This window comes from Psychrobacter sp. DM8, from assembly GCF_051307025.1.
Lineage (GTDB): Bacteria > Pseudomonadota > Gammaproteobacteria > Pseudomonadales > Moraxellaceae > Psychrobacter.
The window spans coordinates 2,018,281-2,036,675 of record NZ_CP195538.1 but is presented as its reverse complement, the minus strand read 5'-3'; the positions used below and the strand labels follow the sequence as shown (position 1 = coordinate 2,036,675).

General features: G+C 45.7%; 17 protein-coding genes and 1 riboswitch. Of the genes, 3 read left to right on the top strand and 14 right to left on the bottom strand.

What is annotated here, in order from left to right; translation table 11 throughout:
- Positions 1–25: 25 nt before the first annotated feature.
- Positions 26–838 carry an alpha/beta fold hydrolase gene (locus ACR64J_RS08615; RefSeq protein ID WP_435949288.1) on the top strand — a complete coding sequence of 271 codons (813 nt, stop codon included), beginning with the start codon at positions 26–28 and terminating at the stop codon, positions 836–838.
- 31 nt (positions 839–869) lie between these two features.
- Here ACR64J_RS08615 and ACR64J_RS08610 read toward each other — a convergent pair whose 3' ends face one another.
- The 9 genes from ACR64J_RS08610 to ACR64J_RS08570 all read right to left on the bottom strand — a co-directional run bounded on the left by ACR64J_RS08610 (position 870) and on the right by ACR64J_RS08570 (position 10,186).
- Positions 870–1,808, bottom strand: a complete 939-nt coding sequence (locus ACR64J_RS08610) for a DMT family transporter (protein ID WP_435949287.1) — start codon at positions 1,806–1,808, stop codon at positions 870–872.
- A gap of 44 nt (positions 1,809–1,852) precedes the next feature.
- Entirely contained in the window at positions 1,853–2,635 is a 783-nt protein-coding gene (gene thiD / locus ACR64J_RS08605; protein ID WP_435949286.1) for a bifunctional hydroxymethylpyrimidine kinase/phosphomethylpyrimidine kinase, read from the bottom strand.
- On the bottom strand, positions 2,632–3,291 hold the full coding sequence (thiE, locus tag ACR64J_RS08600; protein ID WP_435949285.1) for a thiamine phosphate synthase: 660 nt from the start codon (positions 3,289–3,291) through the stop codon (positions 2,632–2,634). Before thiE ends, thiD begins: the two co-directional genes overlap by 4 nt.
- Positions 3,288–4,085 carry a hydroxyethylthiazole kinase gene (thiM, locus tag ACR64J_RS08595; RefSeq protein ID WP_435949284.1) on the bottom strand — a complete coding sequence of 266 codons (798 nt, stop codon included), beginning with the start codon at positions 4,083–4,085 and terminating at the stop codon, positions 3,288–3,290. The genes thiE and thiM overlap by 4 nt, the downstream gene beginning before the upstream one ends.
- A 57-nt stretch (positions 4,086–4,142) precedes the next feature.
- Positions 4,143–4,231, bottom strand: a riboswitch (TPP riboswitch).
- Between the two features lie 115 nt (positions 4,232–4,346).
- Entirely contained in the window at positions 4,347–5,414 is a 1,068-nt protein-coding gene (locus ACR64J_RS08590; protein ID WP_435949283.1) for an HpcH/HpaI aldolase/citrate lyase family protein, read from the bottom strand.
- Between the two features lie 80 nt (positions 5,415–5,494).
- Complete coding sequence (locus ACR64J_RS08585; RefSeq protein WP_435949282.1) at positions 5,495–6,658, bottom strand: cysteine protease StiP domain-containing protein; 1,164 nt, start codon at positions 6,656–6,658, stop codon at positions 5,495–5,497.
- 51 nt (positions 6,659–6,709) lie between these two features.
- A complete protein-coding gene (locus ACR64J_RS08580; RefSeq protein WP_435949281.1) occupies positions 6,710–7,531 on the bottom strand; it encodes an HAD hydrolase family protein in 822 nt (273 codons plus the stop codon).
- Between the two features lie 98 nt (positions 7,532–7,629).
- Positions 7,630–8,892, bottom strand: a complete 1,263-nt coding sequence (locus tag ACR64J_RS08575; protein WP_435949280.1) for a phosphoribosyltransferase domain-containing protein — start codon at positions 8,890–8,892, stop codon at positions 7,630–7,632.
- Positions 8,893–8,962: 70 nt separating this feature from the next.
- A complete protein-coding gene (locus ACR64J_RS08570; protein WP_435949279.1) occupies positions 8,963–10,186 on the bottom strand; it encodes a S1 family peptidase in 1,224 nt (407 codons plus the stop codon).
- Between the two features lie 343 nt (positions 10,187–10,529).
- Here ACR64J_RS08570 and ACR64J_RS08565 point away from each other — a divergent pair, with 343 nt between their 5' ends.
- Complete coding sequence (locus tag ACR64J_RS08565) at positions 10,530–11,729, top strand: sugar transporter (protein WP_435949278.1); 1,200 nt, start codon at positions 10,530–10,532, stop codon at positions 11,727–11,729.
- Between the two features lie 63 nt (positions 11,730–11,792).
- Here ACR64J_RS08565 and ACR64J_RS08560 read toward each other — a convergent pair whose 3' ends face one another.
- Positions 11,793–12,938 carry an ATP-grasp domain-containing protein gene (locus ACR64J_RS08560; RefSeq protein ID WP_435949277.1) on the bottom strand — a complete coding sequence of 382 codons (1,146 nt, stop codon included), beginning with the start codon at positions 12,936–12,938 and terminating at the stop codon, positions 11,793–11,795.
- Positions 12,939–13,089: 151 nt separating this feature from the next.
- Here ACR64J_RS08560 and ACR64J_RS08555 point away from each other — a divergent pair, with 151 nt between their 5' ends.
- A complete protein-coding gene (locus ACR64J_RS08555; protein ID WP_435949276.1) occupies positions 13,090–14,349 on the top strand; it encodes a TerD family protein in 1,260 nt (419 codons plus the stop codon).
- A gap of 115 nt (positions 14,350–14,464) precedes the next feature.
- On the opposite strand, the gene ACR64J_RS08550 is transcribed toward ACR64J_RS08555, so the two are convergent.
- The 4 genes from ACR64J_RS08550 to ACR64J_RS08535 all read right to left on the bottom strand — a co-directional run bounded on the left by ACR64J_RS08550 (position 14,465) and on the right by ACR64J_RS08535 (position 18,074).
- Positions 14,465–15,073, bottom strand: coding sequence for a TerD family protein (locus ACR64J_RS08550; RefSeq protein WP_317198564.1), 609 nt, complete (start codon positions 15,071–15,073; stop codon positions 14,465–14,467).
- A gap of 75 nt (positions 15,074–15,148) precedes the next feature.
- Positions 15,149–15,901 (bottom strand): TIGR00266 family protein, encoded by a 753-nt coding sequence (locus ACR64J_RS08545; protein WP_317198563.1) that lies wholly within the window; start codon positions 15,899–15,901, stop codon positions 15,149–15,151.
- A gap of 161 nt (positions 15,902–16,062) precedes the next feature.
- Positions 16,063–16,638, bottom strand: coding sequence for a TerD family protein (locus ACR64J_RS08540; protein ID WP_317198562.1), 576 nt, complete (start codon positions 16,636–16,638; stop codon positions 16,063–16,065).
- A gap of 335 nt (positions 16,639–16,973) precedes the next feature.
- Complete coding sequence (locus ACR64J_RS08535; protein ID WP_435949274.1) at positions 16,974–18,074, bottom strand: DUF475 domain-containing protein; 1,101 nt, start codon at positions 18,072–18,074, stop codon at positions 16,974–16,976.
- Between the last annotated feature and the right edge of the window lie 321 nt (positions 18,075–18,395).

The following is an 18,395-nucleotide window of genomic DNA, read 5'->3' as shown; positions in this document are numbered from 1 at the left end:
CTAATACCAACACAAGGAAGTCGTTATGCCATTTATCAAGATCAATAATACCAATATATATTATGAAGACAGCGCGCCAGATGATCAGCAAAAGCCTGTTATGCTCTTTGCTCACGGACTGCTATGGAATACGCGTTTGTTTGAAAATCAAGTAGAGCATTTTAAAGACGATTATCGCTGTATCGCTTTTGACTTTCGCGGGCAAGGGCAGTCACAGATTACCAAAGACGGCTATGATATGGACACGCTGGCAGGTGATGCAATTGAGCTACTCAATATACTAAATGTCGATAGCTGCCACTATGTTGGACTATCAATGGGTGGTTTTGTCGGGCAGCGCGTCGCTATTAAGCGCCCTGATCTATTAAATACGCTGACGCTAATAGATACCTCTGCTGATGCTGAGGATCCGGACAATATTCCTGGCTACAAGAAGCTTGTGACTGCAATTCGCTTTTTGGGAATGAAACGGGTGAGCAAAAAGGTCATGCCGATTATGTTTGGCACGACCTTTTTGAACGACAAAGCACAAAAAACTGCCCGCAAAGAGTGGCTGTCCATGCTACAGAGTAATCGTAAGAGCGGCGTCGTCAAGGCAACAACTGGAGTAATTGAGCGTCAAGGCATCTATGATCAGCTCGGCAGCATTACCACACCGACGCTCATCATTGTGGGTGACGAGGATGTGGCAACGCCTTATAGCAAGGCTGAGCGTATGCACTTTGCTATCGAAGGCTCTAAGCTTGCGGTCATTAAAGGCTCAGGACATACCTCAACGGTAGAGGCGCCTGATGCCGTCAATAAAGTGATGAGCAAATTTTTAGCCCGCCAGTCTTAGTACTCGTCAGTCCTAGTATCAGTCATCTTAGCTAATTTTTAGTACTTGCCAGCTGCATATGGGGTTGTCGTTTTAGCGCAGCCCCATACTCTGAGCTGATGATACCTATCATAACCAGCGCAAGCGCGATAATATGATTCATGGTCATCATCTCGTCTTTAAAGAACATTACCCCCATTACCGCACCAAACACAGGTAGTAGGTTCATAGCCAATGACGCCCGATTAGCGCCAATCTGAATGACGCTCTCCATATAAAACAGCTTAGAGATAATGGAGATGAATATCGCAATATAAAGCAACATGAGCCAGCCACGCCAATCTGGAAAGTGAATACCGTTTTGTGCCAAATCATAACCATAAAACGGCGTCGCAACCACTAAACCTGCCAAACTCATCGCCCACATGAGACTTGCCCAATGAATCTTGGGTGCATGACGTAGTGCAATAGAGTAGGCAATATAAATACCTGTGGTCACTAAAGCCAAAGAGTCGCCAAGCGCAAAGTTATATTGCGATAATATAAAAGGCTGTCCCCCTGTCAAAATCCAAATCACACCGATAAAAGCAATCCCAATGCCTAGCCACTGCAATAGGTGCGGATTATCCTTGTAAATAAAAGCGCTAAAACAAATCACTCCAAAAGGTATTAGTGCCGTAATAATAGACACGTTGACGACGGATGCTCCCATTGAGAATGCGCTATATAGAACAATATTAAATAAAGCAAAACCACCCCCGCCAACGATAAACAACCACAGCCAATGCTGCTTAATCACCGCCCAATCTTTTTCAATAAGCTTGCGAGCAAAAAACGTCAAGATAAGGGTGGCAATAAACCAGCGAAAAAACGTCATCTCATACGGGGTTAGCCAGCCTTTGCCAAGCTTGCCTGTCACGTTGCTTGTCGCCCAAAGTAGGGGCGCTAATAAAAGCATAACGTAAGGTGCTGGTAATCCATTTTTAACCATAATAAGTACTCTTTAAACCAGCTTAGTTATTGAATGTTTTAAACTTAATAAAACTCATAAAAATGATGCACAGGCCCTTGACCTTGCCCCACCTCAAGCTTGTCTGCGTGTTGTAGCGCGCCAGTTAAATAGGTTTTTGCTTTTGCGCAGGCAATATCTAATGGCTCGCCGCGCCCCCAATTGGTCGCAATCGCGGCTGACAACGTGCAGCCTGTACCGTGACTGTTTTTGGTATTGACACGCACGCTTTCAAACCATTGATGCACGCCGTCGACGTACAGCAAATCTGGCGAATCGTCTTGCTGTAGATGTCCACCCTTCAAAAACGTCGGTACTGCTAGCTGTTTGGCTTGCGCTAGCATCTCGTCACGATTTTTGGCTTCATCTTCACCAAGCAGATCTGCCGCTTCTGGTAGGTTGGGCGTAATGAGTCCGACTTGGGGTAGCAGTTTGCGCATCGCTGACAGTGCATCTGCGTCAAGCAGGCGGTCACCACTTTTGGCAACCATGACGGGGTCTAGTACCACCTTTTTAGGTTGATATTTCGCTAAGGCCTTAACCACGCAGTGAATCATGTCAGCGCTGCCCAGCATACCGATCTTGACCGCATCGACGCGCACATCACTAAACACCGAGTCAATTTGCGCGCGTACCATCTGGGTAGGTAGCATCTGGATTTGCTGGACGCCTTGGGTGTTTTGCGCGACGACGGCGGTGATCACGCTCATCGCATAGCCGCCATTGGCGCTAATGGCTTTAATATCAGCTTGAATACCCGCGCCGCCAGTACAGTCAGTACCCGCAATCGTTAAAATATTGGCGATCATTGTTTTGCTCCTAACAAGGTTTTGGCGGCGATTTTTGGATCGAGAGCGGCGCAAACTGCTGACACTACAGCGATACCATCACAGCCTGTGGTATAAACATCAGCTGCATTGTCTTGACCGATACCGCCGATAGCCACGCTAGGCAATTGACTCTGTGCGACCAGAGTTCTCAAGCCTTCTATACCGATAGGCGGCGCGTGATTAAGTTTGGTTTGAGTGGCAAAGACAGGACCGATACCGACATAGTCCAGTTGCGAGAGATGCTTGGCGTGCGCTACTTGTAGCTCATTGAGAGTATTAATCGACAGTCCCAGCCAAACGTCCGCGCCTAAAATAGCTCGCGCTGCATCGATTGCCATATCGCCTTGACCAAGATGTACGCCGTCAAGCTGGGCTTTTTTGGCAATAGCAACGCGATCATTCATCACGAGTGGCACGCGTCCAGCGATGGCTTCTTTGAGCGCGCAGGCTATCTGGTACAACTCATCATCGCTAGCGTGTTTATCGCGCAGTTGTACCATCGTGACGCCGCCGTCAATCGCTGCGCAAACGGTATCAATCAAACCGCGCTCCGTGCACATGGCGCTATCGGTAACTAAGTACAAGCTCAGTGCCTCGCTAGATTTGTGCGTGGTTTTTGGGGTAGAGGTATTCATATAATGGTCACCTTGGCATTGTTAGAGACTTGATCGGCGTCTAAGTGATAAAGGGCGTCCAAGAATTCAACGTAGAAGCTACCAGGACCTTTGGCTGCCTTGTCTGCCAGCTCACCTGCTTGTCCGTAATAGCAGAGTGCACTGATGACAGCGCCTGTCAGATTATCGCGGTTACTACCGATAAAGCCGCCGATTAAAGCCGTCAGTGCACAGCCAATCGCGGTCACACGAGTCATCATAGGTACGCCATGATGTACGCTCCATTGCTGCGTGCCATCAGTGACCCAATCGACCTCGCCTGTGACGACGACGACTTTGGCATGTTTGGTGAGAGCTTCGGCGGCAACTTTGGCTGCCTCAACGGTATCGCCACTATCAGGACCACGGCTTTGACTACTCATACCCGCTAGTGCCAAAATCTCAGAGGCATTACCACGGATGACATCAGGCTTGAACGCTAATAAGCGCTCACAGCTTTGCAAGCGGTAAGCGGTAGCGCCGACTGCTACAGGGTCTAAGACCCAAGGGATATTTTGCTCATGAGCGACTTGTGCGGTTGTCAGCATGCTATCAAGCCAGTCTGGCGATAACGTGCCAATATTGATGGTGAGCGCATGAGATAAGCGCACGAACTCTGGTGCTTCTGTTTGGGCATGTACCATAGCAGGCGAGGCACCAGCGGCTAGTAAAACATTGGCTGCGGTGCTCATAGCGACAAAGTTAGTGATGTTGTGTACTAAAGGCGCTTGAGTACGAAATGAGGTAAAGCAAGAATGAATCGATTGAGGATGCATTTTCTCTCCATAACTAAAAATGGCAGGCGAGAAAACACATAGCATCACGAGTGGATACGGTGACGGCTATACACTCCCTACGCCAGTATGATCTGGATCAGGTTCTAAGGGTACATCTCAGCCTAACGGCGCCCCTGTGAATAACGTTTTGATATTTTATATAATAACTTTTAGGATAAAGGTTTTAATCAATCTATACCAATACAAAGCATCTTACCGAGCTTATCAAAGTAATACAATACAAGACTTGGTAAATCTAACTTACATTCTTGAATTAAATTCATTGCTGTTGTTATTAATTGTCCCAAACACTTCGGCGCGATTGACGATCTCAGTCGCCCAAGCGCGGTGAGTCGCAGGCTCTAACATGGTATTGTTAAATTTAAACACCGCTTTTGCCTCAGTATGGAGGATAGCTTGCGCCTCATCAAGCATATTTATCGGCACACAATAAGCCTGCTGCACTAAGGCAATTTGGCTGGGGTGAATGACGGTTTTGCCTACCAAACCCAAACTAACATCGCGTCCAAGCTCTTGCATAAACAGCATCGGCTGATCGAGATATTCAAAGACAGGGGCAGACAGATAAAAGCCATGCGGCACAAAGCAGCCCAGCAGCTGATAGGCCAAAGTACCTATAGGCGTGTCATAGACGATACTGTTTTTGGGGCGGCGCAGGCGCAAGGTGGCAAACAAGTCATTGCCACCGATACGTAGGGCAAAGACTGGCTGACTAAAGGCTTCTTTAAAGCCGATAGCCAGCTCTTGATTATGGTGCGGATTAAACAGCGCAGCAGTCTCAAGCGTTGGCATCAACAGCTGATCGTCACTTAAGTTCTGACAGGCCATACGCCAATTGGACAAGCTACACATATCGACTTTGGGCATGACAAAACCGTCGAGCAGATCGATATGAGGATAATCTGCTAACTGCTGTAGCATCATCGGATTACGTGGACGCACAAATACTAGCGGGCGCGTTGGCTGGCCTTGAATTTTTGCCTGAGTATTATTTGATGGCTTATTAATGGTATCTTTATGCGCTGACCAAGTACTTAGCAGAGTCTGCAAACGCTCAAGTGCCAGCTCGACATCATTGTGGCTGACCGCATCCTCAAGGCAGATAATAATACTGTTAATCGTCGGTAACTTATCGCGCTTAATCACTTGCCAAATATCCTCACGAGTGGCTGGCATATATAGGCTAGCACCTAACTGATAAGGATGGTAAGTGATCGGCTTAATCATATCGTGACGCTCAGTGATCAGATGCGTATAGGACTGAGTATGGCTATAAATATTTGATTCGTTGTTTGACGTATCTGACATAGTAGGCATCATAAATAAGTGAGTATAAAATTTTAATAGACAGGATTTATCAAGGACTAGGTCGTTAAATGCTAATCTTTTTAGCTACGCTGCTTGATCAAAGTAATGGCTTGATAAGGCAATATTTTATCACCTAAGACGTTAATAGTGATATCGCGATCGTCGCATAAATGCCTTAATAATACCGTATCCCGATGATCGGTGCTCGCCAGCAAAATGCGCTCAGGATCACGGCGTAATATCGCTCGCGTCGCTTCGGCAATGGTCGGTTTGATACGATTGCGATTAGTAATATGATAATCCGCCGCTATTTTATCTATAAGCCGAGCAGTCTGGTAGCGTGGCTGCTTAAAAGTTGGCAAACGTTGCAAGGGCTTCGTCAAGGCGCGGCGCGCGGCATCACTATGATCGACGAAGGCTAAGCTATGATCTACCTCTACTAAGTTATCATAAAATACACTGCGATGTAGTCCCGATTGTGGCTCGGTATACAGGCTACGCGATATCAGTCCTGACACCGTACTATTTAGTAGACCTGATGGAATGAGCCAGTCCTCCTCGCTCGCCGCAAGCCAAGCGACACCTGCTGGGTCAGCGAGTGTCAGGAGGGGAATAACGTCTTTTCCTTGATGAAAAATAGTAGCAAAATGAGGATGACTGCTATCGTTAAATGGCTGAAGGCTACGTGCCAACTCCTGATAAATCGCGCCTTTGCCTGTCCAGCCATCGACAAATATGATAGGACTGTTTGGATGAGCATCTAATATCATCTGCATAGCGATAGGATCCAGGCCGCGATCACGAATGATGCTAATGCCATAATGCACACTGGGCAAGTTATAGTCGCTATCGCTATCGTCTGATAGGGCACGCTGCAATAACACGCCAATCGGCAAACCTGCCCGCACTAAGCTGATCAGTACCAGCGGATGCTCATTATCGACTGTCTGCACAAAGATATCGTGCAATGTATAAGCCAAATTAGCAATATCAGTCGCTGTTCTATCTGTACCTTGCGCTAATGCCTGCTGGTATAATTGCTCGTGCATCGTCGTTGGTGCTTGCTCTAGGGTCAACATGTCCGAATAATGACGCTGCCCGCTTTGAATCAGCGCCTCTTTTTGTTGAGTAGGCACATCGGCAACCGCATCTTTATCGACGATGTCGAGCAGTACGGTGACGTCAGAAGATAGGTAGCTGCCTGAGCCGTATTTATCTAATTTTTGTATATTATGATGGGTCATAAAGATGTTTTACTTGTATAAGCGATTGTTATTAATATTCTAAAATCAAACTTACTTGCGACTAGTATGGTCATGCATTTGACCATGATTGGGCATGCCGTACCAGTCAAGCAATTGTAGAAAGGGTAAATCTGCTAAGCTATCACCAAAACCAAAACTTGGACGTTTGACATCTAAATGCTGGTCTAATAAAAACTGCACCGCGTGACGCTTATGCACCGCATGTGGCAGTATCGCAAGATTATTAGCGTTCACATGGACATAAAAGTGTCGCTCAAAATCACGTATGAGTGTAGGCAATTTTTTAGCCAATTCTTTTAGCGCTTGATGGTCTTTTTTTGCGTGCTTTATCGCTAGATAGATGGTTAATTCTTTGTTACTAGAACCAGTACTAAAGCTGTCGATATGCGGCGTAAATACCAGATGACTGTTCTCATTTTTGCTATGAGTTGCAAATAGCTGGCTAAGCTGGTGAAGCTTGTCTTGCAAAGGACTTAGCTGCTGATACATATGCTGCTGCCACGCGCTCAAAAGCTTACCATCATTGGTCAAAACAATCGCGCCATGAGTCAGCACTTGCCAGCTGTCAAAAGGCAGTTTAACGCGTTTAATCTCGTCTCGATCGCGTGCAGTGACGACTATCAATTCAGTGCTCGCAAGGAGCCAATTAAAAAAGCTCGCTTGACGCTGGCTCATAAAACTTAACGGCTCGCCTTGTTTATTTACCGTGGCGCAGACTAAGCTCTCAGATTTAGCCGTTGGCAAGTCCCAAGCGTCGATCTTACGCTGCGTTTGAAATAGCGTATCGTCTAAATCCATGAGCGCGTAGGGTTTGATGATTTCGGGGTTGGTCTGGAAGAAAGGGGTGGTCATAAAAGTGTCCGTTAATGAAGTATAAAGTTAAAAAAGCTGGTCGCGTAACCCACCTTTTCGTAAGTTTAAACGGTGGGTTACGCTTCGCTAACCACACCCTAGGCTAAATCTAGACTTCCATCATCACAACCTACCACCAAAACATTATCTAAACCTTGCCACATATCATCCACACTATCAGCAGCCGTTTCCACGCACAATACAATCAAATCCCAATCGCTAGGCTCGACATTATAAGCAAAATTAGTCATGCCCAATCCATAATTGTCATGAAAACTGATCATGGTAGTAATCGCACCACCGAGTGCGATAGGCGAGCGCGTTAAGGCGCTAAACTTCACTTTATTCTGTGAGTCAGTATTTTGCTCAAGCCATTCTGCCAATAAAAACGGCAACCACACAAACTCATTACTACCGAGTACTAAAATCCGCGCAGGCAACTGTGCTTTATCAAACGTCGCTCGTCCACTAAAACGGGTAAATGAGGACTGAAACCCTGCAAGATAATCAGCAAAGCCATCGGTACTATCGAGTGTCGGAAAGCGTCCCCAATTGCCAGTATTACCCAACGGCTGCGAGCCTGCTTCTGTGGTATCTACCGAAGGCATAACGATAGGTTCAGGATTGGGTGCATCCGTCCATTGCCACGCCCCAGACAATAGATGATGACGCTGAAAGTCGATATCAGGCAAACGAGTAGAGATGTAGTCATCAGCATCAGGTGCCTCTTGATTGAGTGACCAATCCACCAAAGTCGTTAGATGCACTTGTTCTAACTGGCTTAGACCAGAGTGACGTAGAGCGGTCACCACGTTAACGCAAGTATTACCCGTTGAGGCTTCGTCATCGACCATAATCAAGGTCTTGCTGGCGAGTAGCTGCTCTTGAGTGATTCTATCAGAGCTTTGATAAATGAGATGCTGGCTGGCGTGACTATGATCTTCGCTAAACGTCGTCAGCAAAGTCTCCTTATTATTATCGCTATGCTGGGCATGGCGCGTAGAGTTTAGTAGTAGCGCGTTAGAATAGCGCGTTTGTAGCGCTTGATGAACGCCTGCCGACAATCCCACGGCAGTCTCCGCCATACCTATGACCAAAATGGGTTCAGGCAGATCGTTAGGCACTAAACTTGCCAAATGCGTAAAAGCAGTGCGCATGGTACTAGGCGCGACAGGAATATGCCGACCTAAGACTTTTGAGACAAACAAAAAAGCACGTTTGGGATTGATACGCTGCGCAAACCCAAGTAAGTCTTCTAATTGACAAGGGGTATTATTATCTAGTGCGCTATTGGTTTGATAAGTTAAATTCAAGGTACCGCGAGGTAGGGTGATGCTCGTACTGTGTTGCTGATTTGGCATTCATATTCCTTGGTGTTTCTAATTTTCGATATTTAGTAACGTTATAATTTTATATAAGTGTAAAGGGATTTTAACCCTGACAACCCACCAGCCATAGCGCACTGCGGCTTTGTTTGCTTAGTTGTGGTGTGCTCAACGTTGAGGTTGATACAGAGTGTGAGTTATTCAAACTAATACCAGCGCTGGCAAGCAGGGCAGATAATAACTGAAATTTCACTGCATAGTTCATATTTTGTGCCTGTTCATGAACGAGGCTGGCTGTCACCATACCGATGACCTCGCCTGTTGGCAATAATAAGGGACTACCACTAGAGCCAGGTTGGATAGGCGCGGTAAATTGCATATAGCGGATATCATCGCCAAACCCTGTCAACCCCGAGATACAACCTTGGGTCACTTGCAACTGACTACTGACGCCTGATAGCGGAAAGCCTAAGGTGGTAATGGTCTCGCCTAATATATCTGAGCACTGCTGGGCAAGTGGTAGATGGCTCGGTAGTGGCTCGCAAACTTTAATGATAGCTGAATCACTACCGATGTCGCTCATCACCACTTGCGCCTCGCGGTCAGGCTGCCCTTGCTGACGGATACCTATCATCGCTGCCGACTCAATGACATGATAGCAGGTCAGTAGATGATAGGAATCAATCGCGAACGCTGTACCCGTCCACGTCTCGCCAGGGGTGACATGACGCGGTGGGCGCGATTCATTATTGCGCTGGTCTCGTTGCTGCTGCTGCGCGGATTGAATGAGCGCATGAGTATCTGGCAGGCGAGTATCTAAGCTCACCTGCACGCGCTGCTCTAGGCTTGTTAGCCCTTGGGTTGAGCTCTCACCCAGCGCCCTGCACTTAAACTGACCATTACGCTGATAAATCTCTAATATTATAGCGGCTTTGACATGACGCTCATTGGCTACAAATTCATAATGAATAGCACTATCATTCAAAGTCAGACTGATAGTGTCTAATTCAACCGCTGGTAAATCTAAACTCGGCTCGTAGTAAGTATAAGCAATGAGTTGCAAGTAGCTCACGTTTTGCGTCTCAAACAATTTTGGCAAATTAAGTTGCCATGCGCTTGGGTTGTTAGCATCATCTAGCTGCGCCCAGTCTTTGGACGCATGTAGATAGGCGGGACTACAAGCGGCTTTTCGTCTGTCATCTAAAGGCAACCAAAGCAGACCGAGCTGCTGACCAAATGTAAGCGAATTATTGGCTGTAAAAGCGACTAAGCAGTTGGGTTGCTCAATAACCGTATTTGCGCCTAACACTAGCGTCGTCTGTGCGCTCATCGCTTACCCTCTGCTTGAGTTTTTGTCATGGGCTTAGTCCCTAAATTTACCCTTATAAATATACAGTTATGTTGTGCATAAGCGTATCTATTCTAACGGTTTTTGCAGAGAATTGGAGGGCAAAGATATTTTGATGAACTTAATCAATTACCGTGAACATAAGTCTGATAGATAATTAAAAAACAATGTACTAGAATATGCCGCTGAACGAAACTGGATTTAAAAGTAGAGCTATATTACTGCAAATTGGTGAGCATTACTCTTTACTCATATTTCCTAGGTCCTAGCACTCATTCTTGGGTCAGCCGTGCTATCTGAGCACTTTTTTATAGTAGTCAGTGATATGGAAAATAACTTTGAGGTGGATTCAGTATCTCGCCGCACGCAGTACTTTCGAGTGATCTTGATGGGTGTCAGCGCTTTTGTGATTAATACTACAGAATTTGTCCCTGTAGCACTGCTCAGCGATATCGCCAAAGACTTTTCGATTACAGCCGCTGAGACTGGCTGGATGTTGACGCTGTACGCTTGGGTCGTCGCTCTTATGTCATTGCCTCTGATGCTATTGACCAGTAGGTTTGAGCGTAAGCGCTTGCTACTGGCTATATTTGTAGTCTTTATTGCCAGTCATGCTTTATCTGTATTTGCATGGAGTTTTCAGGTTCTCTTGGTGAGCCGAGTAGGGATTGCCTTTTCGCACGCGATATTTTGGTCCATCACTGCAGCGATAACGCTGCGAGTAGCGCCTGAGGGCAAGCGAGCATTAGCGCTTAGTATATTGGCTACAGGGACGTCTTTAGCGCTGGTATTAGGCGTGCCTATAGGGCGTATATTAGGTCAATGGTTTGGCTGGCGTACCACCTTTGCAGGTATCGGAATCATCGCTTTTATCGTGTTTGTGCTACAAGCAAAGCTGCTGCCCACATTGCCCAGTATGTTTAACGGCTCCTTTAGAAAAATTCCAGAACTGCTTAATAATCCTTTGTTGGTCAGCCTTTATTTATTCTGCTTTATCATCTTTACCGCAGATTATGCCGCTTATACTTATATCGAACCTTTTTTAAATCGGGTCGGCGCGATGAGTGAGAACTTAGTGACGCTTATTTTATTATTATTTGGCGGCGCAGGACTCATCGGCAGTTATATATTTAGTCGCTGGAGTGACAGATCGAGCACGACCATGATGCTAGCATCCACGGTGCTCATAATAGGCGCAATGCTACTCATGTCATGGACGGCAACGTCGATATGGTTATTTGGCATAGTCACCATAGTTTGGGGTACCGCCATGATACTGCTGATGTTGACCATCCAATCCAAAGTGATAGAAATCGATATTAACGCTCAAGACATGGTGATGGCGATGTTCTCTGGCATCATCAACTTAGGGATAGGTACGGGTGCATTGCTAGGCGGTTACGCAGTCACCTATATCTCACTCTCAAGCGTGGGTTACGTCGGCGCTGCTATTGCTGTGTTAGCGCTGCTACTCGTTATCGTTATGATCAAGCGGTTTCCTGAATTACGTGCCAACAACCATTAAATCATTACCTATGATAAAGGCGCATCTTATTATAGGTAATGACCCAGAATAAAAACGACCTTACTATAGTGCTTGCTCTTCTATCTTCACACTGGTCATAATCGAGCGTACCTGACAAGGTGTGATTTCTTTGACGATATCCTCAAGTTTGGGCTTGTCCGTGAGTCCAAGCCAATAACCAAATCCCACTTGCGTCAGATCGACGCCGCTATGAGCCGTATAACCGATACCACCTGAGGGTCGCGAGTTGATCTCAAGGACGCGGTGCAGGCCTTCATCATCAGCTTTGGTCTGTACGCTGACGATACCGTCGCAGCCAAAGGCTTTAATCAGCGGAACGACAACCTCCATAACCGGCTTCTCATAACCAATGTGCTGAACTTTTCCCGTCTTATGACGGGTGATTGCGGCCAAGACTTCGCCATACTCACAGACCACGTCGATAGAGTACTCTTGCCCTGGTAAAAAAGGCATAAGCAGCATAGGAGTAGGGCGCTCTTTTACCATTTGACTATTGGTATAAGCACTTATAAATTGCTGGGTATTTATTTTTTTGGCTTCGGTAAAGTACAAGTGCTCAAAACTATCGTAGGCCTCATCTGACGCTTTGCTAGAGTCAAGCCGCCAAAATCCTTGGGCAAAGATACCTGTGACTGGCTTTACGCATAGCGGCTGATGACTATGCTGGGCCAGAAGGGCTTTTAGCTCAGCGGTAGTATCAAACCGCCAAGCGTCTGCTACGGGGATATTATGAGCATGACATTGCTGCATAAAGGCAAACTTATCATCGATAGACTCTAAGGCGTCAACGCTCGTTGCGCCCGTCAATAGACGAATACCAGCAGCGCTAAAGGTATCACGGTGCGCTTCATAATCGATACCATTGCGACCCGTGAGGAGCACCTTTACCTTTTGTTGTTGGGCTTGCTCTAATACAAACTGCCAACGCGGCATAGTAGGCTCAGCTTCAACAGGGTTATCTGTCAATGACTCATCATCGCTGATACTTAAATGGGGCTCTCGATAAATACTATCTGCACATTCAAATATCTCAGGTCTATTATGACGATGTGAAGCGATTACGTGAAATGGTGTGTTAGATGTTGCTTTGAGAGCTTGCAAGCTTGCGAGCATATCGCGCTGGCTTGACTGTCCTTCTGCAAGCCAAACACTGGCTATATCTGTAGTAGTACGAGTGTCGCTGGGCATAATTAATCCAATGAATCGGTGATGAATATCAGCATTATTATATACACTGTCATAAGCTATAAATACCATAATCGAGCATTAAAAAGCTGATGGCATCCATGCTACTATAGGGCAATCAGACTACACTATTATAGACAATCAAGGATTATTCATGAGCCAAACCCAAGTCCAACAACTGGTTGCTGGTGCCAATGCGCCACTGCCAACTGATAATATTAGCATCCGTATTTTGAGTCAAAACGCGATTGATTGCGCCGCTTACCGCTTAACGAGCGAGGGCAAGGTGCGCGGCGATGGCGATATGATATTTTATGGGCAGACCCGCAGCGATGATGGTAGCGTGAGCTTTCGAGGGCACGACAGCGATGGATTCTTTGATATTAATCTGCCAGCGCAGCCTGCAACTATAGATAAGATTGCTCTGGCGTTCTCAAGTGCGCAAACCTTGGCACAGATCGGCGATGTCGACATCCAAGTATTGCAAGGCAGTCAAGTGCTATTAACGAGTCAGTTGAGCGCGAGCGGTCGCAATGAAAAAGCGATTATCTTAGCAGAATGTTATCGTCGTCAAGGCAGCTGGAAGTTTCGCTTTATCGCTCAAGGATTTGAGGGCGGCCTAAAACCTTTGTCCGAGCATTTCGGCGTTGAAATCAGCGATGATGCACCTGTGCAAGCACAAAGCCAGAACCAGTCTATCAATACCCAAAAGCCTATGAACACCCAAAAGGCAGGTAGCACTCAAACCAGTACACCGCCGCCGATTCCCGCTAGTCCTTCAATTAACCTTAGCAAAATCACCTTAACCAAGAATCAATCCAGTATTAATCTAAAAAAACGCGACGATTTTGGCAAAATATCAGTCAACTTAAATTGGAATCAGCGCCCAGATACCGCTAAGCAAGCGCCCAAAAAAGGGCTGCTGGGTGATCTGTTTAAGCAGCATAAATCAGGTGGAATTGATCTTGACGTTGGCGCGATGATTCATCTCAAAAACGGTGAGAAAACGTTAATCCAAGCCTTGGGCAATCGTTTTGGTAGTTTGCAGTCTGCGCCTTATGTCCTATTGCGTGCTGATGATAGAACCGGACAAGTCAGCGGCGGCGAGTGGCTCGATATCAATGGTCAGCAGTGGGCTCAAATTGAAGAGGTGTTTATCTTTGCCTTCATTTACGAGGGCGCGCCAAACTGGGCACAAACAGACGGGGTCGTAACCATTCATGTGCCTGATCAGCCGCCAATCGAGACCAGATTAACTGAAGGCTCAAATAACTCACCAATGTGCGCCATTGCACGTTTAGTCAATCAGCAAGGCAGTATCAATGTTGAGCGTATCAACCAATACTTTAAAGGTCATCAAGAAATGGACAAGGCTTTTAATTGGGGCTTTAGCTGGAAGCGGGGGAGTAAGTAAGCGCTTTAGTATAAGTAAAGCAATAGCATGATAAACCAGTCCACATTAACAAAAACCGCCTAACGATTAACGCTGGGCGGTTTTTTGACTCTAATAAATCTTTAAATAAATAGCATTAAGCATGCGGCGTGATAGCTGGCATCAAGTCATGAAAAGTGCGACCAGAGGCCGTCTCGCCAATGGCGTGCATTTTCCACTCATTATTATGACGATAAACCTTTGCCATAATCATTGCCGTATGTGTCCCTTGTGATGATAAGTTATAGCGTGCGACCTCAGTATTGTTATTGGCGTTTACGATACGGCAAAAGGCATTCTCTACCGTCTCGAACGTTTGACCGGTAAAGCTATTGACAGTAAATACGAGAGAGACCACATTAGCTGGCACACGTGCAAGATCAACATTGATGACTTCATCATCGCCGTCGCCATCGCCTGTGCGGTTATCGCCCGTGTGCACGATACTGCCGTCTTTTGACTGTAATTGGCTAAACCAGATGGCATCGACCGCTTGCTTATTACTATCGAACATAATGCATGACGCATCCAAATCGATAGAGTCGCCGCCACTACCGCCGCCAAACAACTTACCTAAGAACCCGCCTTTTTTATCCTGAGGACCTTGGAATACATCCCAGCCAAGACCTAGCTTGACTTTGGTAAGCTCGCCGCCTGCTTCTTTACTTAGAGAGATCTTTTGACCTTTTTGTAGACTAACTGCCATGTCGTTATCCTTATAATAGGTGTGCGTGGAATAAATCGCGAATAAGCAAAAATTTATTTGAATACAAAAAATAAGTTATAAAATATTATCTAAAAATCCACCGCCGCCGCCGCGTCCACCTGAGCTACTACCCAAGATGCTTTGTAGCCAGCCCTGATAGCTATCACGATTACGCGAGCATATGATGACTTTTCCTGAGCCTGAAAAGTTAAGTACCATGCCCTCGCCACTAGTGACTGAATTGATAATATTACTCATGATGCCTTTTTTCTTGCTCGTTGAGACCGAGAGTTTGTACTCAAGGTTTGAGTCCCAGCAGACCACATGACCATTATCAATAATCACGTCTTTGTCAGGTGTGACCTCAATTTCGAACAAGGAGCCAAAACCTGAAACGACAACTTGGCCTTTGCCTTGCGTTTGCATGACCATAAAGCCGCCGGTATCTCCAAACACGGCGCCGCCAAGGTTACGTTGAATATTGGCTCTGATATCGACACCTGTTTGTGCAGCGACAAAAGCGCCATCACTTAACGTATATTGCTGCGCGCCGACATCGATGATTTGCATGTCACCGTCAAGGGTAGGGGCTAGCAAACAATCGCCTTCGCCGCCTGTGGCCTCAATCTGCTGTTGAAACAGGGATTCGTCATTGGCAAAGCGGCGCATAAGCGACTGCATAAGGCCGCCTTGCAATTTACCTTTGAGCTCAAGGTTGGACTCCATCATCACCATAGCATTGGCTTCGCAATAAATTGAATCACCCTTTTTTAGATTACAATGCAAAAAGGGTTCAATAGTACCAATTAAGCTAAATGTCGCCGCCATGAGTTGCCTATCCTTATGCTAATAATTTTGATGTGTGCCTTAAAGCTCACGTATAAATATTAAACCCTAAATAATTTTAAAGCTACCAAACACGTAAAGAGACGTCCTTGATAGCTTATGAAATAGTTATTCTAAAGAATTAGAATATCAGAGAGCCGCGACTATACATTAACGCCATAAGAAGACGCTAATGGTCCAAGACCACCGCTAAAGCCTTGACCAACGGCGCGGAATTTCCAATCGCCGCTGTGACGATAGAGCTCACCAAAGATCATCGCCGTCTCAGTGCTACCATCTTCTGATAAGTCATAACGGGCAATCTCGCTATTACCATTGTCATTAACGATACGAATATACGCCTCGCCGACTTGACCGAAGTTCTGATTACGGCTTTGACCTTCATAAATAATAGCACATAGCGCAACTTTGCTCACATCAGCAGGAATGCTGGCTAGATTGACTTTGATTTGCTCATCATCGCCGTCGCCTTCACCCGTACGGTTGTCACCTGTGTGCTCAACCGCGCCATTATCTGACTTTAGGTTATTAAAAAAGATAAAGTCCTGATCATTACGTACTTTGCCTGACTCGCCAACCAAAAATCCGATAGCATCTAAATCAAACTCTTGACCGTCGGTGGCACGTGGATCCCAGCCCAAACCAACAGTAATGTTCGTGAGGCCCGGTGCTTCTTTTGATAAGTTTACGTTGCCGCCTTTTGATAAGCTAATAGCCATAAAATTGTCCTTTGGTTTTATAATTAAAGTGAGATAGAACACACGACGCTAGATAATTTTGAACTCTCGTATTTATCCTTTAATCTAATTGCTTACATTTAGATCATATAAGAACGTCAAAACTGCGTGTGGTTACGTTTTACTATACTAATCCCATAGCGAGTAAGCAAGGCGAATTTTGTCTATACGCTATATGTTTACTAAGACACACTACACTTGTAACTTAACGATACTTCTGCACATTAAAAATACTGCTATTTGACTTTTGCCCTAAGTTTAGAGTAAAAAAATAGGTTATATCAACGGTGTCGATATAACCTATTATCAATACTTTGCTAATCCAGCTGCCGAATCTTTGGGTCGGCATCGTCAGCAGAGTTTAGCAGAGCCTCCATCTTACGATGCTTAAGCGAGGCTAGTAGCGCCCAACCAATAAAGGCAATACCGATAAGACCAGTGATCAGCTCTGGCACATGGAACTTGACGGACAGTAGCATGATGACGGCAAGCGCACCGATAGCATAGTGAGCGCCATGCTCAAGATAGATAAACTCATCAAGCGTGCCTTTATCGACCAAAAAGATCGTCATTGAACGTACAAACATCGCACCAATGGCCAGACCTAACATAATGACGATAACGTCGTTGGTAATTGCAAAAGCGCCAATCACACCGTCAAAACTAAACGAGGCATCGAGCACTTCTAGATATAAGAAACCGATAATACCGCCGCGCATGATAGCGCTAGTCGCTTGACCGGTACTATTGCCTTGCTCATCTAGCTCCTCTTCAAGATCACCCTCTAGCATTCCAGAGATAACTTGAACGCCCAAATAGACCAAAATACCCCAAACTCCTGCGATCAATACTGCAGCCGCTTGCGTCTCTGCTGCAAAGGATACGGCAATCATTAACACAATTAGCGCCACAAAGACACTCATCGCATCGACTTTACCTAGCTTTGCAAGGCGGCTCTCAAGCCACTCAAACCAATGAATGTCCTTGTCATCAAAGACAAAGTTTAAAAATACCAGAAGCAAGAAGATACCACCAAAGGCTGAAATCTCAGCATGATGCGCCATCAAGCGAGCTGAGTACTCTTCAGGATTGTTCAATGCCAAATCAATAACTTGCATCATACCCAAGTCAGCAGTCACTGCGACGATAACGATAGGGAAGACCAGACGCATACCAAAGACGGCGATCAAAATACCGATGGTCAAGAAGATCATTTTCCAAAACTCATCCCAGCCTTTGAGCACTGAGGCGTTAACGACCGCGTTATCAAAAGATAGCGAGATCTCCATCACCGCCAAAATAGCAGTAATCGATAGCGTAGCGATTAGCCCGCCGATACCACCATGTGAATATCCCCACCAAGCGGCTACTGCCAAGGCAATAGCGGTGAAGATAAAATCTAAATAAAAATGTCTCATGACACATCCTGTCTGATTGTACAGTGCACTATAAAAGTCAAATTTGAGCGCTCGCTTAAAAAGGTCTAAGCTATAAAAAGGTGACTATAATAAGCCACCTTGGAACGCGAATATTTATGCTGCTTTGTCATAAAAGCCATTATATAGCGTTTAATAATGAATACTAATAATGATGTCGACGCTACGTTCTAAATCTAGCTATATGTATTGTGGCAAAATGCCAAATATAAAGTGCTTGACCTTGTATTTGGCAAGTCGTTACACAAAAATACGATAACAAGCGCGATCAGTAATAGACCATCACTCGATATCGTATAAAGA

Excerpts from the sequence above, each read along its gene's own strand:
- ACR64J_RS08540 (WP_317198562.1), bottom strand. The coding sequence starts at position 16,638 with ATGGCTATTAGCTTATCAAAAGGCGGCAACGTAAACTTATCAAAAGAA.
- ACR64J_RS08565 (WP_435949278.1), top strand. The coding sequence starts at position 10,530 with ATGGAAAATAACTTTGAGGTGGATTCAGTATCTCGCCGCACGCAGTAC.
- thiM (WP_435949284.1), bottom strand. The coding sequence starts at position 4,085 with ATGCATCCTCAATCGATTCATTCTTGCTTTACCTCATTTCGTACTCAA.
- thiE (WP_435949285.1), bottom strand. The coding sequence starts at position 3,291 with ATGAATACCTCTACCCCAAAAACCACGCACAAATCTAGCGAGGCACTG.
- ACR64J_RS08545 (WP_317198563.1), bottom strand. The coding sequence starts at position 15,901 with ATGGCGGCGACATTTAGCTTAATTGGTACTATTGAACCCTTTTTGCAT.
- ACR64J_RS08575 (WP_435949280.1), bottom strand. The coding sequence starts at position 8,892 with ATGCCAAATCAGCAACACAGTACGAGCATCACCCTACCTCGCGGTACC.
- ACR64J_RS08580 (WP_435949281.1), bottom strand. The coding sequence starts at position 7,531 with ATGACCACCCCTTTCTTCCAGACCAACCCCGAAATCATCAAACCCTAC.
- ACR64J_RS08555 (WP_435949276.1), top strand. The coding sequence starts at position 13,090 with ATGAGCCAAACCCAAGTCCAACAACTGGTTGCTGGTGCCAATGCGCCA.
- ACR64J_RS08615 (WP_435949288.1), top strand. The coding sequence starts at position 26 with ATGCCATTTATCAAGATCAATAATACCAATATATATTATGAAGACAGC.
- ACR64J_RS08610 (WP_435949287.1), bottom strand. The coding sequence starts at position 1,808 with ATGGTTAAAAATGGATTACCAGCACCTTACGTTATGCTTTTATTAGCG.
- ACR64J_RS08585 (WP_435949282.1), bottom strand. The coding sequence starts at position 6,658 with ATGACCCATCATAATATACAAAAATTAGATAAATACGGCTCAGGCAGC.
- ACR64J_RS08550 (WP_317198564.1), bottom strand. The coding sequence starts at position 15,073 with ATGGCAGTTAGTCTACAAAAAGGTCAAAAGATCTCTCTAAGTAAAGAA.
- thiD (WP_435949286.1), bottom strand. The coding sequence starts at position 2,635 with ATGATCGCCAATATTTTAACGATTGCGGGTACTGACTGTACTGGCGGC.
- ACR64J_RS08535 (WP_435949274.1), bottom strand. The coding sequence starts at position 18,074 with ATGAGACATTTTTATTTAGATTTTATCTTCACCGCTATTGCCTTGGCA.
- ACR64J_RS08570 (WP_435949279.1), bottom strand. The coding sequence starts at position 10,186 with ATGAGCGCACAGACGACGCTAGTGTTAGGCGCAAATACGGTTATTGAG.
- ACR64J_RS08560 (WP_435949277.1), bottom strand. The coding sequence starts at position 12,938 with ATGCCCAGCGACACTCGTACTACTACAGATATAGCCAGTGTTTGGCTT.
- ACR64J_RS08590 (WP_435949283.1), bottom strand. The coding sequence starts at position 5,414 with ATGTCAGATACGTCAAACAACGAATCAAATATTTATAGCCATACTCAG.